This is a genomic window from Rhizobacter sp., assembly GCA_019635355.1.
Classification (GTDB): domain Bacteria; phylum Pseudomonadota; class Gammaproteobacteria; order Burkholderiales; family Burkholderiaceae_C; genus Rhizobacter.
In genome coordinates this window covers 314,333-329,573 of record JAHBZQ010000001.1, presented here as the reverse complement: position 1 = coordinate 329,573, position 15,241 = coordinate 314,333, and the positions used below count along the sequence as shown (strand labels likewise).

The following is a 15,241-nucleotide window of genomic DNA, read 5'->3' as shown; positions in this document are numbered from 1 at the left end:
TTTGCCGTGTCCGACCGATTCGCCGTTCTGCCCCAGTACCTGCTGCCCAAAGGCCCGCTAACGTCGTTGGCCGGCAAAGGGGCCTCGGCCCGCGCGGGCCGGTTGACGACGAATTTCGTGGCGTGGTTCGTGAAGCGTTACAAGGTCGACATGAGCGAGGCGGCCAACCCCGACATCGCGAGCTACCCGAGCTTCAACGAGTTCTTCACCCGTGCGCTCAAGCCCGGCGCGCGGCCGATCGCGCAGGCCGACCTGATCTGCCCGGTCGACGGCGCCATCAGCCAGTTCGGCCCCATCGAACGCGACCTGATCTTCCAGGCCAAGGGCCACCGCTACACCACCACCGCACTCGTCGGTGGCGACGCGGGCCTCGCCACGCAGTTCGACGACGGCCATTTCGCGACGCTCTACCTGAGCCCACGCGACTACCACCGCATCCACATGCCCTGCGACGGCACGCTCACACGGATGATCCACGTGCCGGGCGACCTGTTTTCGGTCAACCCGACCACGGCGCGCGGTGTGCCCGGGCTTTTCGCGCGCAACGAGCGCGTGGTGTGCGTGTTCGAAGGCCCACGCGGCCCCTTCGTGCTGGTGCTGGTGGGCGCGACCATCGTCGGCAGCATGGCGACCGTGTGGCACGGGGTGGTGAACCCGCCGCGTGTGACGAAGGTGCGCGAATGGCGCTACCCCGCCAACCCGGGCGACAAGCCGGTGTTCCTCAAGCAAGGCGAGGAGATGGGCCGCTTCCTGCTCGGCTCGACGGTCGTGATGCTCTTCCCCAAGGGCGACCTCGCGTTCAACAGCGCGTGGCAGCCCGGTGGTGCCATTCGCCTCGGCGAGGTCATGGCGAACTACAGCGCCAAGCGGTAAGCGCTCTCGAACGAACGTGACGCGCCCGTCACCGGGTCGGTGAACTGCAGTTCACGCGCGACGAGCTGCAGCGGCTTGTCAAAGTCCGGCACCTCGCACTCGGGCAGCAACACGGGGTAGATCCCGTCGTTCACCAAGGGGAGCCCCAGCCCCGCCATGTGAACCCGCAGCTGGTGCCGCTTGCCGCTCAGCGGTTGCAGGCGATAGCGGCCGAAGCCGCCCTTTGCCTCCACCAGCTCGATCAGCGTTTCGCTGTTCGGCTCGCCAGGCTCCTCGCGCATGGTCATGAAGTTGTCGCCGTCGACCAGCCGGTTGCGCAGCGTCATCGGCCATTCGAGATCGGGCCGCAGCGGCGCAATCGCCTCGTAGACCTTGCGGGCGCTGCGCTCGCGAAACACTGATTGGTAAGCGCCTCGCGTCTGCGGCTGCACGCTGAAGAGCACGAGTCCGGCGGTGTCGCGGTCGATGCGGTGCACGGGTGCGAGCGTGTCGATGCCGAGCCTGCGCTTCAGACGTACCAGCAGCGTCTCGTGCAGGTGCCGGCCCGAAGGTGTCACCGGCATGAAGTGCGGTTTGTCGGCGACGACGATCCAGTCGTCTTGATACAGCACCGATTCCTGTTGCGGGAACGGCCGCTCGGCCGGCGGGCTGCGGTAGTAATAGACCTTGAGGTTCGGCTCGTAGGGTGTGTCGTGACGTACCCGTTGGCCGCGAGCATCGACCACTTCGCCTGCGTCGATGCGCGATCGCCAGGTGGCCGCGTCGATGCGGTCAAAGCGCTCGATCAGGAAGGCTGCGATCGTGGGCCAGCCACCCGACGGCAGAGCGACACAGCTCGGGCCCACCCCATCGCGCACCGGCAATGGCAGCTCAGACGGCTTCATGCAGCCGCTTCGCCCGCGCGAGCCGCCATTCGCCGTCGGGCTCGTCGGCGTAGACCTGCTGGGCGGTGGTGTCGGTCTGCTGCAGATGGGTGTCGAGCGCGATGCGGTTGTCGAAGACGAAGCACTCGCCCTGCCAGTCGCGCCCGGCGTCGGGCATGGCCTGGAAGTAGTGGAGGATGCCGCCTTGCAGCTCGTGCACGGTGAGGCCGAGGTCCTGCATCCACGCGGCCGTTTTCTCGCAGCGGATGCCGCCCGTGCAGTACATCGCGACCTGCTTGCCTTCCGCCTTCCACTGCGGCGCATGCTCGGCCACGTAGCGCGGGAAGTCGCGAAAGTTCGTCACGCCGGGGTCGACCGCGCCCGCGAAATGGCCGAGGCGATATTCAAAGCTGTTGCGGTTGTCGAGCACCACCACGTCGTCGCGTGCGATCAGCTCGCGCCACTCTTGCGGCGTGCGCTGCGTGCCCACGGCCGGCGCATAGGGCACGCCGACTGACACCACTTCGGGTTTCACATGCACGGCCAGCCGCGCAAACGGTGGCGTGCGGCAGGCGCTTCGCTTGAAGGCCATGCCAGCGAATCGGGGGTCACGGGTCAGTTCACGCTCGAAAGCATCGAGCGCTTCCTCAGGCCCGGCGAGCACGCCGTTGAGGCCTTCGTGCGCCACGAGCACACTGCCCAGCAAGGGCCCCGCCAGCGCACGCAACCCGGCTGCGACTGCAGCCGGGTCGTCGAGCGCAACGAACTTGTAGAACGAGGAATGGACGATGGGCATCAGCCCATGTGCAAGCCGCCGTTGACGGAGAAGTCAGCCCCCGTGGCGAAGCCGGATTCATCGGACGCCACCCACGACACGATCGACGCGATGTCTTCCGGCGTGCCCAGGCGCTTCACTGGGATGCCGGCCACGATCTTGTCGAGCACGTCTTGGCGGATGGCCTTGACCATGTCGGTGGCGATGTAGCCCGGGCTCACGGTGTTGACCGTCACACCCTTGTTGGCCACTTCCTGCGCCAGCGCCATCGTGAAGCCGTGCATGCCGGCCTTGGCCGCCGAGTAGTTGGTCTGGCCGAACTGACCCTTCTCGCCGTTGACGGACGAGATGTTGATGATGCGGCCCCAGCCCTTTTCCAGCATGTCGTCGATGACCTGCTTGGTCACGTTGAAGAGGCTGGTGAGGTTGGTCTCGATCACCGCATCCCAGTCGGCGCGGCTCATCTTGCGGAACATGCCGTCGCGCGTGATGCCGGCGTTGTTGACCAGCACGTCGATCGGGCCGACTTCGGCCTTGGTCTTCTGGAAGGCCGCGACGGTGGAGTCCCAGTCGCCCACGTTGCCCACCGAGGCGTGGAACTCGAAGCCGAGCGCCTTCTGCTCATCGAGCCACTTCTTGAAGTCACGGCTCGGGCCGCACCCGGCCACCACGGTGAAACCATCCTTGTACAGACGCTGGCACATGGTGGTTCCGATGCCACCCATGCCCCCGGTGACGTATGCAATCTTCTTCGCCATTGTTCTTCTCCTGCTGCTGTGTATGAATCTCTAGAGTCGCGCTGCACCGGGCACGGGTCAATCGGGTTCCCACCAATCCAGTGCGTGCAGCGCGCGTCGAATGCGCTTCAGCGTTCCACGGTCAGTGCAACGCCCATGCCACCCCCGATGCACAGGCTCGCGATGCCCTTCTTGGCGTTGCGCTTCTGCATCTCGTGCAGCAGCGTCACCAGGATGCGGCAGCCCGATGCACCGATGGGGTGCCCGATGGCGATCGCACCACCGTTCACGTTCACCTTGCTGGTGTCCCAGCCCATCTCGTTGTTGACGGCGCACGCCTGTGCGGCGAAGGCCTCGTTGATCTCGAGCAGGTCGAGGTCGGCCGGCTTCCAGCCCGCGCGTTGCAGCGCCTTCTGCGAGGCAGTGACCGGGCCCATGCCCATCAGTGCCGGGTCGAGGGCTGTGGTGGCGAAGCTCTTGATGCGCGCGAGCGGCGTGAGGCCGAGCTGGTCGGCCTTCTTGGCGCTCATCACGACCACGCCGGCGGCGCCGTCGTTGATGCCCGAGGCATTGCCGGCCGTCACGCCACCGGCCTTGTCGAAGGCCGGCCGCAAGCCGGCCAGCGCTTCGGCGTTGGTCTTGCGGTTGATGAACTCGTCGGCCGCGAAGACGATCGGGTCACCCTTCTTCTGCGGAATGCTGAAGGGCACGATCTCGTCCTTGAACTTGCCGGCGTCTTGAGCGGCGGCGGCCTTCTGCTGCGAGGCCAGGGCCAGCGCGTCTTGCGCTTCACGGCTGATGCCGTACTTCTTGGCCACGTTTTCGGCGGTGATGCCCATGTGGTACTGGTTGTACACGTCGAAGAGGCCGTCGACGATCATGGTGTCGACGAGCTTCCAGTCACCCATGCGCTGGCCGTCGCGCGAGTTGGGCAGCACGTGGGGCGCCATGCTCATGTTCTCCTGACCACCCGCGATCACGATCTCGGTGTCGCCGTCGCGGATCGACTGCGCGGCCAGCATCACGGCCTTCAGGCCCGAGCCGCAGACGGCGTTGATGGTCAGCGCCGGCACGGCCTGTGGCAGGCCGCTCTTGATCACGGCCTGGCGGGCGGCGTTCTGGCCCGAGCCGGCGGTCAGCACCTGGCCGAGCACGACCTCGCTGATCTGGTCGCCGGTGAGCTTGGCGCGCTTGAGCAGGTCGGCGATCACGGCGGCGCCAAGTTCGGGCGCCGGCACCTTGGCCAGGCTCCCACCGAATTTGCCCACGGCGGTACGGGCGGCTGCGACGATGACGATGTCAGACATGGTGTGCTCCTGGTTGGCGACGGTGCTGTGTTGATCGCTGCGTTGATATCACGGGGGGCCGGCTCGCGTTTGATGCGGCTCAAGCCTTCTGCTTCACGTACCGGCCCGGGGCCGGTTCGATGGGTTTGTAGGTGCGGTTGCCGGGCGACTTGGGCGCAGCCACCTGCTTGCCGGCGTGGCCCTTGAGCCAGGCGTCCCAGTCGGGCCACCAGCTGCCGGGGTGTTCCTTGGCCTTTTCGAACCAGGCCGTCTCGGTGGGCGGCAGCGCGGCGGTCGAGCCGACCCAGTAGCTGCGCTTCTTCTTCTCGGGCGGGTTGATGACGCCGGCGATGTGGCCCGAGGCCCCGAGCACGAAGCGGCACTTCGCGCCCTTGAGCACCTGGGTGTTGCGGTAGGCGCCGTCCCACGGGACGATGTGGTCTTCCTTCGAGCCGTAGACGTAGACCGGCGCGTCGATCTTGGTCAAGTCGACCGGCGTGCCGCAGGTCGTCACCTTGCCGGGCTTGGCAAGGTTGTTCTCGAGGTAGGTGTTGCGCAGGTACCAGCAGTACATCGGGCCCGGCAGGTTGGTGCTGTCGCTGTTCCAGTACAGCAGGTCGAAGGGCGGCGGCGTCTCGCCCTTGAGGTAGTTGCCGACCACATAGTTCCACACGAGGTCGTTCGGGCGCAGCGCGCTGAAGGTCGACGCCAGCTCCTGGCCCTTGAGCAGTGTGCCGCCACCAGGGCTGTCGGGGCCGAGCGTCATCTCGCGCACCTGCACCATGGCTTCGTCGACGAAGAGGTCGAGCACGCCGGTGTCCGAGAAATCGAGGAAGGTGGTGAGCAGCGTGACGCTCTGCGCCGGCTTCTGGCCACGGGCCGCCAGCACGGCCAGCGCCGTGCCCAGCAGCGTGCCGCCCACGCAGAAGCCAAGCGTGTTGATCGTCTTGGCGCCCGAGATCTCCTGCACGACCTTGATGGCGGTGAGCGGCCCTTCTTCGACGTAGTCGTCCCAGGTCTTCTTGGCCAGGCTGTCGTCGGGGTTGCGCCAGCTCATCACGAACACCCGGTGGCCCTGCGCGACCGCGTGGCGGATCAGCGAGTTCTCGGGCTGCAGGTCGAGGATGTAGTACTTGTTGATGCACGGCGGCACCATCAGCAGCGGCCGCTCGTAGACCGTCTTGGTGGTGGGCTTGTATTCGATGAGCTGGAAGAGCTCGTTCTCGAACACCACGTCGCCGGGCGTCACCGCCACGTTGCGGCCCACCTCGAACACCCGCTCGTCGGTCTGCGACAGGTGCCCCTGCTGCACGTCGCCCCACAGCTGCTGAATGCCCTGGGCGATGCTCTCGCCCTTGGTCTTGAGCGCGCGCGACATCGCCTCGGGGTTGAGCGCGAGGTAGTTGCTCGGCGACGACGCCGCGATCCACTGCTGCACGGCAAAGCGCAGGCGCTGGCGGGTCTTGCTGTCGCCCTGCACGTTGTCGGCGAGCCGGGCCAGGGTCTGCGCGTTCAGCAGGTACATCTGCGCGGTGAAGGCGGCCATCGGGTTCTCGGCCCACGACGGGTCGGCGAAGCGCTTGTCGCCTTGCGGCGCGAGCTTGGCCCCGTTGGGCGCTTCGACCCATTTGTTCCAGAGTTCGGTGGCCGACTGCACGTAGTCGCTCTGCAACTGGCTCAGCACCGGGATCGGCACGCTCAAGGACGACATCGACTTGACCATCTCCCCGACGGTGGCGCCGAAGGCCTGTGCGGCTTCGGTCGTGGTCTCGGCAGGGGATGCCGCGGCTTTGGAGGCGGCTCGGGTCGTGGTCTTCATGTCTCTCCTTGCGGCTCGGGTTGCCAACGCATTGCGAACGTAAAGTGTGCGCCGGTCATGGGGTCTTTGTCATGACCTGACGCATGAGTTGACTCGTAAGCGGGAGCGAAATGTATCTCGTCGCCATCGGTTGGATGTTCGTGGTTTTGTGTATGTCGGCTGCGGAGGCCATGAGCCCGGTGGGCAGCGTGCTGGGTGCGCTGGTCACGCTGCTGCTGTATGGGCTCTTGCCGCTGTCCATCGTGCTGTACGTGATGGGCGCACCCTCGCGGCGGCGGGCGCGGCTCGCGGCCGAGGCGGCGGAGCGGGCGTCAGCGGCGCCAGATGCCAGCGGCCATGCGGCCGGTGACGCGGTCGCGCCGAAACGAGAAGAAACGTGAACGGCCGTCCACTTGATCGAGGACCGTGCACCACGTGCCGCCCGACACCTGCGTGACCCCGGCCGCGGCCAGCCGGTCGCGCGCCAGTTGCGGCAGGTTGGCGAGCCACTTGCCCCCACGCGGCCGGTCGGGCAAGGGCTTGAAACGTGCCGGGTCTGCGCCCGTGCTCTGAACTCCAAAACCTTCGAGGACATCGGCTCCCACTTCGAATGCATCGGGGCCTATGCAAGCCCCGAGCCAGCATACGACCTCGGCGGGCTGGCAGCCGGTGGCCTTGCACAAATCGCAGAGCGCCGCTTCGATCACCCCGCCGGCCAGGCCGCGCCAGCCCGCATGCGCCGCGGCCACGCCGCCCGGCGCCGCCATCAGCACCGGCAGGCAATCGGCAACCTGGACCACGCAGGCCAGGCCCGGCTCGGTGCTGACGCAGGCATCGGCCTCCACCACCGGCGCGGTGAGGTGCTCGCGGGTGAGCCGCAGCACGCGCGTGCCGTGCACCTGCTTCAGGAAGACGAGGTCGGCGCCCGTCGCCTCCTGCAGCAGCGCGCGGTTGCGCGCGACCTGCACCGGGTCGTCGTCGACCGCGAGGCCGACGTTCATGCTGTCCCACGGGGCCCTGCTTCCGCCACCGGCCCGGGTGGTCATCACCGCCTGCACGCCAGGCATGCCGAAGGCCGGCTGCAGCCAGTCAGGGTGCATCGGCATCGGGGCAGGCCGAGGGTTGGGCTCTGACGAAGGCCGGGTGCTGCATGCAGGCGTCGAACACCTTCTGCACCGTGGGCAGGTGGTCGAGCCGGCACTCGAAGCGCCGTGCGTTGAAGATCTGCGGCACGAGCAGCGCATCGGCCATCGTGGGTGTGTCGCCGTGGCAGAAGCGGCCAGTCGACGGGTGGCCGGCGAGCTGGCGCTCGACGGTTTCAAGCCCGGTCTCGACCCAATGGCGGTACCAGCGGTTCTTGTCGTCTTCGCTGACCTTGAGCTCGTTCACGAGGTGGCGCAGCACGCGCAGGTTGTTGAGCGGGTGGATCTCGCAGGCGATGTCGAGCGAGAGCGCCCGCACCCGCGCCCGGCCCAGCGGGTCAGCCGGCATCAGCGGGGGCTCGGGGTGGGTCTCGTCGAGGTATTCGATGATGGCGATCGACTGCGTCACCAGCGCTTCGTCGTCTTTCAGGATGGGCACCAGCCGCGACGGCGACACGCCGGTGAAAGGCGCCTTCAGCTGCTCGTTCTTGACCAGGTGCACCGGCACGTAGTCGTAGGGCAGGCCCTTCAGCTCGAGGGCGATGCGCACCCGGAACGAGGCCGAACTCCTGAAGTAGCTGTAGAGCTGCATCAATCGCTCACGATCTTGAGCGACAGCGAGCCGACACCGTCGATGCTCGCCTGCAGCAGGTCGCCTTCCAGCACCGCCGCCACGCCTTCGGGCGTGCCGGTGTAGATGAGGTCGCCCGGGGCCAGCTCCCAGCCTTTCGACAGCTGCTCGATCACCTCGGGCACGCTCCAGATCAGCTTGCCGATCACGCTCTGCTGGCGCGTGGCGCCGTTCACGTCGAGTGCGATGCGCGTGGCCGCGTTGAGATAACACTGCGCCGCCGGGCGGATGTGGCCGATGGGCGCCGAGCGGTCGAAGCCCTTGCCGCTGCACCACGGCCGGCCCTGCTTCTTGGCCTCCCCCTGCAGGTCGCGGCGGGTCATGTCGAGGCCGACGGCGTAGCCGTACACATGGTCGAGCGCACTAGCGGCCGGGATGTCGCGCCCGCCCTTGCCGATGGCCACCACCAGCTCCACCTCGTGGTGCAGGTCGCGCGTGAGGCTCGGGTACGGCATCTCGCCGGTCTGGCCTTCGGCCACCGGCAGCACCGCGTCGGCGGGCTTCAAGAAGAAGAACGGCGGCTCGCGCCCGCTGTGGCCCATCTCGATGGCGTGGTCCACGTAATTGCGGCCGACGCAGTAGATGCGGTGCACCGGAAACTCGGCCGCCGGACCAGCCCCCACCACAGGTACGGACGGCAACTTCGGGGCGGTGATCACAAAGCTCATTGCGCGCGAACTCCAGGCAGCCAAGGGGATGCGAACCATGATGCCACGCAGCATGGCCGCGAGATATGCGTCTTTCCCACATCCCCTAAACTGACTCTCATGTTCCAACCCCGCAGCTACAAATTCTGCAAGGCCTGCGGATCGAAGGTCGAATACCGCACGCCGGCCGACGACAACCGCGAGCGTGCGACCTGCACCGCCTGCCACATCGTCCACTACGAGAACCCGCTCAACGTGGTGGGCACCTTGCCCGTGTGGGGCGACCAGGTGCTGCTGTGCCGCCGCAACATCGAGCCGCGCCACGGCTACTGGACGCTCCCGGCCGGCTTCATGGAGCTGGCCGAGACCACCGAGCAAGGCGCCCTGCGCGAGACGGAGGAAGAAGCCGGCGCCCGGGTCGAGCTGCAAGGGCTCTTCACCCTGCTCAACGTGGCCCGGGTCGGCCAGGTGCATTTCTTCTACCGCGCCCGCCTGCTCGACACCGACTTCGCCCCCGGCCCCGAGACCATCGAGGCCCGGCTCTTCAGCGAAGACGAGGTGCCCTGGGAAGAACTCGCCTTCCGCACGGTAAGGGAAACCCTGCGCCACTACTTCGAAGACCGCCGCACGGGTCAATTCGGACTACATTGCGCCGATATCGGTTAAGGGCCCGTTCAACACGCAATGACGCAAACGCCAGGTCAAGCCCCACCCAAACCCGCCGTGCCCTCCGCCGCGGCGCACGGCGCGACGACTCATCTGCGTGAAGACCTGATCAACCCCGACCCGCTGCTCGACTGCCTGGTCGAGCTGTGCCGGCTGCACGGCCAGGCGGCGTCCCGGGCCTCGCTCTCGGCCGGCCTGCCGCTCGGGCCCAACGGCAAGGGCGTGCTGACGCTGGAACTCGCCGAGCGCGCCGCCTCGCGCGCCGGCATGTCGGCCAAGCTGCAGCGCCTGGCGCTCGACCGCATCGACTCTGCCGCCCTGCCCGTCATCCTCATCCTCAAAGACAACCAGGCCTGCGTGCTGATGGGCTGGGACGCCGACGGCGCCACCGCCCGCGTGCTGCTGCCCGAGACGGGCCAGGGTTCGGTCACCCTCAACCGCACCGAACTGCAGGCGCGCTACACCGGCGTGGTGCTCTTCGTGCGGCCGCATTTCCGCTTCGACGCACGCACGCCCGAGATGCGGCGCGTGAAGGTCAAGCACTGGTTCTGGACAGCGCTGCTGGAGCAGCGCTTCGTCTACCGCGACGTGCTCTGGGCCGCGCTGCTGGTCAACCTCTTTGCGATCGTCTTCCCGATGTTCAGCATGAACGTCTACGACCGCGTGGTGCCCAACAACGCGACCGAGACGCTGTGGGCGCTCTCCATCGGCGTGGTGCTCATCATGTGCGGCGACGTGTTCATGCGCCTCTTGCGCAGCCACTTCGTCGACGAGGCCAGCGCCCGGGTCGACGTGAAGATCTCGGCCACGCTGATGGAAAAGGTGCTCGGCATGCGGCTGGAAAACCGGCCCGAGTCGGTGGGGTCGTTTGCCTCCAACCTGCGCGGCTTCGAGCAGGTGCGCGACTTCATCGCCTCCTCCACCGTCACCACGCTGATCGACCTGCCCTTCGCGCTGATCTTCATCGTCGTCACCGCGTGGATCTCGCCGTGGCTGGCGGTGCCGGTGGTGGTGGCCTTCTCGATCATCCTCATCCTCGGCTACGTGCTGCAGTTCCGGCTGCACGAACTGTCGCAGACCACCTACCAGGCCTCGGCCCAGCGCAACGCCACGCTGATCGAGAGCCTGACCGGCATCGAGACCATCAAGTCGCTCGGCGCCGAAGGCGTGATCCAGGCGCGCTGGGAGCGCGCCAACCAGTTCCTCTCGCGCATCAACGTGCGCATGCGGGCGCTGTCGTCGTCGGCTCAATATCTGGTGGGCTGGCTGTCGCAGGCGGTCACGGTGGCCATCGTGATCATCGGCGTCTACCTCATCGGCCAGCGCGAGCTGACGATGGGCGCGCTGATCGCCGCCAGCATGCTCGCCGGCCGCGCGCTTGGGCCCGCCAGCCAGATCGTGGGCCTCTTGATGCAGTACCAGGGCGCTCGCACCGCGATGGAGTCGCTCGACAAGATCATGGAAAAGCCGGTCGAGCGGCCGGAGGGCGGCAACTTCATCCAGCGCCCGCAGCTGCGCGGCGACATCGAGTTCCGCAACGTCAAGTTCGCCTACCCGAACCGGCAGGATTCAGCGCTCGAAGGCCTGAGCTTCAAGATCACCGCCGGCGAGCGCGTGGCGCTGATCGGCAAGGTGGGCTCGGGCAAGTCGACCATCCAGCGGCTCATCATGGGCCTGTACCAGCCCACCGAAGGCGCCGTGCTGCTCGACGGCATCGACCTGCGCCAGCTCGACCCGGCCGACGTGCGCCGCAACCTCGGCTACGTCTCGCAAGACGTGACGCTCTTCTACGGCACCCTGCGCGACAACATCACCTTCGGCCTGCCCTATGCCGACGATTCCGCCGTGCTCGCCGCAGCCGAACTCGCGGGCATGGCCAACTTCGTCAACCGCCACCCGCGCGGCTTCGACATGCCGGTGGGCGAGCGCGGCGAGTCGCTCTCGGGCGGCCAGCGCCAGAGCGTGGGCCTGGCCCGCGCAGTGCTGCACAACGCCCCGCTGCTGCTGCTCGACGAGCCCACCAGTGCGATGGACTTCACCACCGAGGCCCAGATCACCCAGAACATCACCCACTTCGCCCACAACAAGACCGTGGTGCTGGTGACGCACCGCACCTCGTTGCTGGCGATGGTGACGCGCGTGATCGTGATCGATGCCGGCAAGATCGTGGCCGACGGGCCGCGCGACCGCATCATGGAAGCTCTTCAGAGCGGGCGCATTGCGCGAGCAGCATGAGCACGACGCAACCGGAAGGCAAGCTCAACCACCTGCTCATGAATGCGGGCCGCAAGCTGCTCGCACTGCTGGAGCGCATCCGCATCCTCATCGCGCCCGTCACCGATCGCATCTTCGGCTCGGCCGCCACCGACGCGCAGGCTGCGCAGGCGGGGTTCCGCAGCTTCGAGCAGGAAGCGGTGGAAGTGATGTCGCGCCGCGAGACGCAGCGGGCGCAGAAGATCGTGCGAGCCTCGGTGGTGGTGATGCTGCTGCTCCTGCTGTGGGCGGGTCTGGCACCGGTCGATGAGGTGACACGCGGCGAAGGCCGGGTCATCCCGTCGCGGCAGCTGCAGGTGCTGCAGTCGCTCGACGGCGGCGTGGTGTCGGAGATCCTGGTCAAGGAAGGCCAGGTGGTCGAAGCCGGCCAGCTGCTGCTGAAGGTCGACGAAACCCGCGCCACCTCGGGCGTGCGCGAGAGCGCCGCCACCGGCTTCGCGCTGCGGGCCCGGCAGGCCCGGCTGCAGGCGCTGGCCGACGGCTCGGAGTTCAAACCGCCCAAGAGCAACGACCCGGAAGAGATCCGTATCCTGCAAGGCGAGCAGGCGCTCTACGAGGCCAAGCGCACCGAGCTGTCGACGCTGCTGTCGATCAACAACCAGCAGCTGCAGCAGCGGCAGCAGGAGCTGAGCGAGATGCGCTCGCGCAAGAGCACCGCCGAGCGCGCCCTCGAGCTGGGCGTGCAGGAGCTGGCGAAGACCAAGCCCTTGCTGGCAACGGGTGCGGTGTCCGAGGTCGAGATCATTCGGCTGGAGCGCGAAGTGGCGAAGGCCCGCGGCGACGCTGACGGCGCCACCGCCCAGATCGCCCGCGTGCAGGCCGCCATCGGCGAAGCGCAGCGCAAGATCCAGGAAACCGAGATCACCTTCCGCAACGAGGCCCGCAAGGAGCTGGCCGAGGTGGTGGGCAAGCTCAATGCGCTCAACGAGGGCCAGGTGGCCCTCTCCGACAAGGTGGCCAAGTCGCAGGTGAAGTCGCCGGTGCGCGGGCGGGTGCAGCGCCTGCTCGCCAACACGGTCGGCGGCGTGGTGCAGCCGGGCAAGGACATCGTGGAGATCGTGCCGCTCGACGACCAGCTCGTGCTCGAAGCCCGCGTGGCGCCGAAAGACATCGCCTTCATCCGCCCCGAGCAGAGCGCCACGGTGAAGTTCACCGCCTACGACTTCTCCATCTACGGCGGTCTCGAAGCGAAGGTCGAGAACATCAGCCCCGACACCGTGGTCGACGAGCGCGGCAACGCCTACTACCTCGTGCGCGTGCGCACCGAGCGGGCGAACTTCAGCGAGAAGCAGCCCATCATCCCGGGCATGACGGCCGAGGTCGACATCCTCACCGGCCAGAAGACCGTGCTGGCCTACTTGCTGAAGCCGGTCTTGAAGGTCAAGGCATACGCCCTGCGCGAACGCTGATCAAGCTGCTTCCGCGAGCATCGCGCGGTTGCGCCCGGCGCCCTTGGCGCCATACAGCGCCTGGTCGGCTTCGCGGATGAACTCCGACAGCGGCCGGCTCGCGTCGGCCACCCTCGCCACGACACCCAGGCTGACGCTGACCGGCACGCGCCGGCCGCGGTAGATGAACTGGATGTCTTCCACCGCCTTGCGGATGCGCTCGGCCACGTCCATCGCATGGGCCGCGTCGACGCCGGGCAGCACCACGGCGAACTCCTCGCCACCGTAGCGGGCCACCAGGTCGGTGGAGCGGCCCACGCACATGGTGAGCGCGGCGGCCACGAGCTTCAGGCATTCGTCGCCGCCGAGGTGGCCCACGCTGTCGTTGATCTTCTTGAAGTAGTCGATGTCGACCAGGAGCAGCGCGAGCGGGCTGCCGCTGCGCGAGGAGCGGTCGTACTCCTTCTTCATGGTCTCGTCGAAATAGCGGCGGTTGTGCACCTTGGTGAGCGCGTCCGTCACGCTGAGCTTGGCAAGCTCGCGGTTGGCGAGCTCGATGTTTTCCATCGCCCGCTTGAGTTCAGCGGTGCGGTCGATCACGCGCAGCTCCAGCTCCTCGTTGGCCTTGAGCTGCACGGCCAGCGCGTGCTCCTGGGCGCGCAGCTTCTCGTCGCGCTCCTGCTGCACCTTCTGCGTCAACTCGCGCGACTCGCGCTCGGCGGCCAGCTTCAACTCGCGGTCACGCTTGATGCGCGCGGCCAGCGCGATCGACAGCAGCACCGTCTCGATGATGAATCCGATCGGCTGCGCGGCATTCACCCAATCGTTGCTGGGGATGATGCCCATCATCCCGAAGGTCGTGATGTAGGTGCCGACGATGATGGCGCTCCAGGCCACGAGGATGTAGCGCGCGAGCACGTTGCCGCGCCACATCAGGTAGGCCGCGGTGTAGATCCCGGCAGCGCCCGACAGAAACATGCCGAGTGCGAGCAGGGCGCCGGTGAGGATGGGCACGTTGATGAAGGCGGTGGCGAGCACCACGGCCCACAGCACGATGAACGCCTGGTTCATGCGGTTCAGATGCCGCGCCTCGTGGGCCAGGTCGAGGAAGCGCCGGAAGAACACGGTGGCGGCGAAGAAGCTCGCCGTCGCAAACAGCGGGTAGCCGTATCGGTTGAGCCAGTTGTCGTGCCCCCAGAGGTAGAGGGCGCCGTAGCCGGTGACGCACAGCTGGTAGCCGATCACCGAGAACAGGTAGCCGCAGTAGGTGCGGAAGCTCGGCTCTCGGGTGAAGATGTACAGGCTCAGGTTGTAGAAGAACATCACACCGAGGATGCCCAGCAGCAGCCCGTAGCCCATCGCGAAGTCGTAGCGGCGCGCCTGCCAGTGCTGTGCATCCCACACCCGCATCGGCAGGATGAGCTGGCCGCGGGCCTGCGCCCGCACCAGCAGCGTGAGCTTGGGGGCGCGGTCGAAGGCGATCGGCATGCCGGTGGCCGGGTCCTTGATCGCGCGCAACTGGTGCGACCGGGTGATGCCGGCTTCCTGCAGGTTGACCCACTGCCGCGTGGCGGGGTCGTACTGGTGCAGGTCGATGGTCTCGATCTGCACCCATTCGATGGCGAGCAGCCAGTCGCGGTCGAGCGGGCCGTCGAGGCGCACGTCGAAGCGAGCCCAGACCGGCTGGCCCGACGAGGGCATGTTGATGCGCGAGCGCTCGTGCGGTTTCCAGCGAGCGGCCATCTCCGGCGCCATCACCTGGTCGGCCGTGAGCTTCTCGCCGGCCTCCTCGAAGAGCAGCTCCACGCCCTCCTGCGCCAGCACCGAGACCGTGCCCGGCTTCACCACGACTTCAAGCGCCTGCGCCAGCACCGGCATGAGCAACGCCCACACCGCCCCGAGCAGGAGCAGCGGCAAGCGGTAACGATGAAGACTCATGGGCTTGTGGTGGCGGCGTCGAGCGCGTCTTTGCGAGACACGATAGTGCGATTTCGGCCCGGTCCCACTGATTTGGAGCACGCGCGGCCGAATTTGCTGGCACAAGCGCTCCTAGTTCACGACTTACCCGCGTTGGGTATCGACCCGCGACCCCAAGGTCCGTTGCAGGCGGTTTCCAACTCCTCTCGAAAACCCGCCCCTCAAGTTTCAGAAAACCCGGCCG

General features: G+C 67.3%; 14 protein-coding genes. 5 read left to right on the top strand and 9 right to left on the bottom strand.

Going from position 1 to position 15,241, the window contains the following annotated elements:
• Nucleotides 1-6 precede the first annotated feature (6 nt).
• On the top strand, nucleotides 7-873 hold the full coding sequence (gene psd / locus KF892_01435) for a phosphatidylserine decarboxylase (protein MBX3623647.1): 867 nt from the start codon (nucleotides 7-9) through the stop codon (nucleotides 871-873).
• Here the strand turns inward: psd and KF892_01430 are convergent.
• The 5 genes from KF892_01430 to phaC form a co-directional block, all read right to left on the bottom strand.
• Nucleotides 855-1,757, bottom strand: coding sequence for a pseudouridine synthase (locus KF892_01430; protein MBX3623646.1), 903 nt, complete (start codon nucleotides 1,755-1,757; stop codon nucleotides 855-857). The two genes, psd and KF892_01430, sit on opposite strands and share 19 nt — an antisense overlap.
• Nucleotides 1,744-2,532, bottom strand: a complete 789-nt coding sequence (locus tag KF892_01425) for a hypothetical protein (protein ID MBX3623645.1) — start codon at nucleotides 2,530-2,532, stop codon at nucleotides 1,744-1,746. The genes KF892_01430 and KF892_01425 overlap by 14 nt, the downstream gene beginning before the upstream one ends.
• A complete protein-coding gene (gene phbB, locus KF892_01420; protein MBX3623644.1) occupies nucleotides 2,532-3,269 on the bottom strand; it encodes an acetoacetyl-CoA reductase in 738 nt (245 codons plus the stop codon). The genes KF892_01425 and phbB overlap by 1 nt, the downstream gene beginning before the upstream one ends.
• A 107-nt stretch (nucleotides 3,270-3,376) precedes the next feature.
• Entirely contained in the window at nucleotides 3,377-4,555 is a 1,179-nt protein-coding gene (locus KF892_01415) for an acetyl-CoA C-acetyltransferase (protein MBX3623643.1), read from the bottom strand.
• Between the two features lie 79 nt (nucleotides 4,556-4,634).
• Nucleotides 4,635-6,353 (bottom strand): class I poly(R)-hydroxyalkanoic acid synthase, encoded by a 1,719-nt coding sequence (gene phaC / locus KF892_01410; GenBank protein ID MBX3623642.1) that lies wholly within the window; start codon nucleotides 6,351-6,353, stop codon nucleotides 4,635-4,637.
• Nucleotides 6,354-6,463: 110 nt separating this feature from the next.
• Between phaC and KF892_01405 the strand changes: the two genes are divergently transcribed.
• The gene (locus tag KF892_01405) at nucleotides 6,464-6,733 is read left to right on the top strand and encodes a hypothetical protein (protein ID MBX3623641.1); all 270 of its coding nucleotides are present in this window, start codon (nucleotides 6,464-6,466) and stop codon (nucleotides 6,731-6,733) included.
• Here the strand turns inward: KF892_01405 and KF892_01400 are convergent.
• From KF892_01400 to KF892_01390, 3 genes are read right to left on the bottom strand one after another with little or no spacing between them, the layout of a single operon-like run.
• Nucleotides 6,665-7,438 (bottom strand): laccase domain-containing protein, encoded by a 774-nt coding sequence (locus tag KF892_01400; GenBank protein ID MBX3623640.1) that lies wholly within the window; start codon nucleotides 7,436-7,438, stop codon nucleotides 6,665-6,667. The two genes, KF892_01405 and KF892_01400, sit on opposite strands and share 69 nt — an antisense overlap.
• A complete protein-coding gene (gene maiA / locus KF892_01395) occupies nucleotides 7,422-8,066 on the bottom strand; it encodes a maleylacetoacetate isomerase (GenBank protein ID MBX3623639.1) in 645 nt (214 codons plus the stop codon). Before maiA ends, KF892_01400 begins: the two co-directional genes overlap by 17 nt.
• Entirely contained in the window at nucleotides 8,066-8,773 is a 708-nt protein-coding gene (locus tag KF892_01390; GenBank protein ID MBX3623638.1) for a fumarylacetoacetate hydrolase family protein, read from the bottom strand. The genes maiA and KF892_01390 overlap by 1 nt, the downstream gene beginning before the upstream one ends.
• A 99-nt stretch (nucleotides 8,774-8,872) precedes the next feature.
• Here KF892_01390 and KF892_01385 point away from each other — a divergent pair, with 99 nt between their 5' ends.
• From KF892_01385 to KF892_01375, 3 genes are read left to right on the top strand one after another with little or no spacing between them, the layout of a single operon-like run.
• A complete protein-coding gene (locus KF892_01385; protein ID MBX3623637.1) occupies nucleotides 8,873-9,418 on the top strand; it encodes an NUDIX hydrolase in 546 nt (181 codons plus the stop codon).
• A gap of 18 nt (nucleotides 9,419-9,436) precedes the next feature.
• A complete protein-coding gene (locus KF892_01380) occupies nucleotides 9,437-11,653 on the top strand; it encodes a type I secretion system permease/ATPase (protein MBX3623636.1) in 2,217 nt (738 codons plus the stop codon).
• Nucleotides 11,654-11,691: 38 nt separating this feature from the next.
• Nucleotides 11,692-13,101, top strand: coding sequence for an HlyD family type I secretion periplasmic adaptor subunit (locus tag KF892_01375; protein ID MBX3623635.1), 1,410 nt, complete (start codon nucleotides 11,692-11,694; stop codon nucleotides 13,099-13,101).
• Here the strand turns inward: KF892_01375 and KF892_01370 are convergent, their stop codons facing one another.
• Nucleotides 13,102-15,018 carry a diguanylate cyclase gene (locus tag KF892_01370; protein ID MBX3623634.1) on the bottom strand — a complete coding sequence of 639 codons (1,917 nt, stop codon included), beginning with the start codon at nucleotides 15,016-15,018 and terminating at the stop codon, nucleotides 13,102-13,104. It abuts the gene before it with no gap.
• Nucleotides 15,019-15,241: the final 223 nt, after the last annotated feature.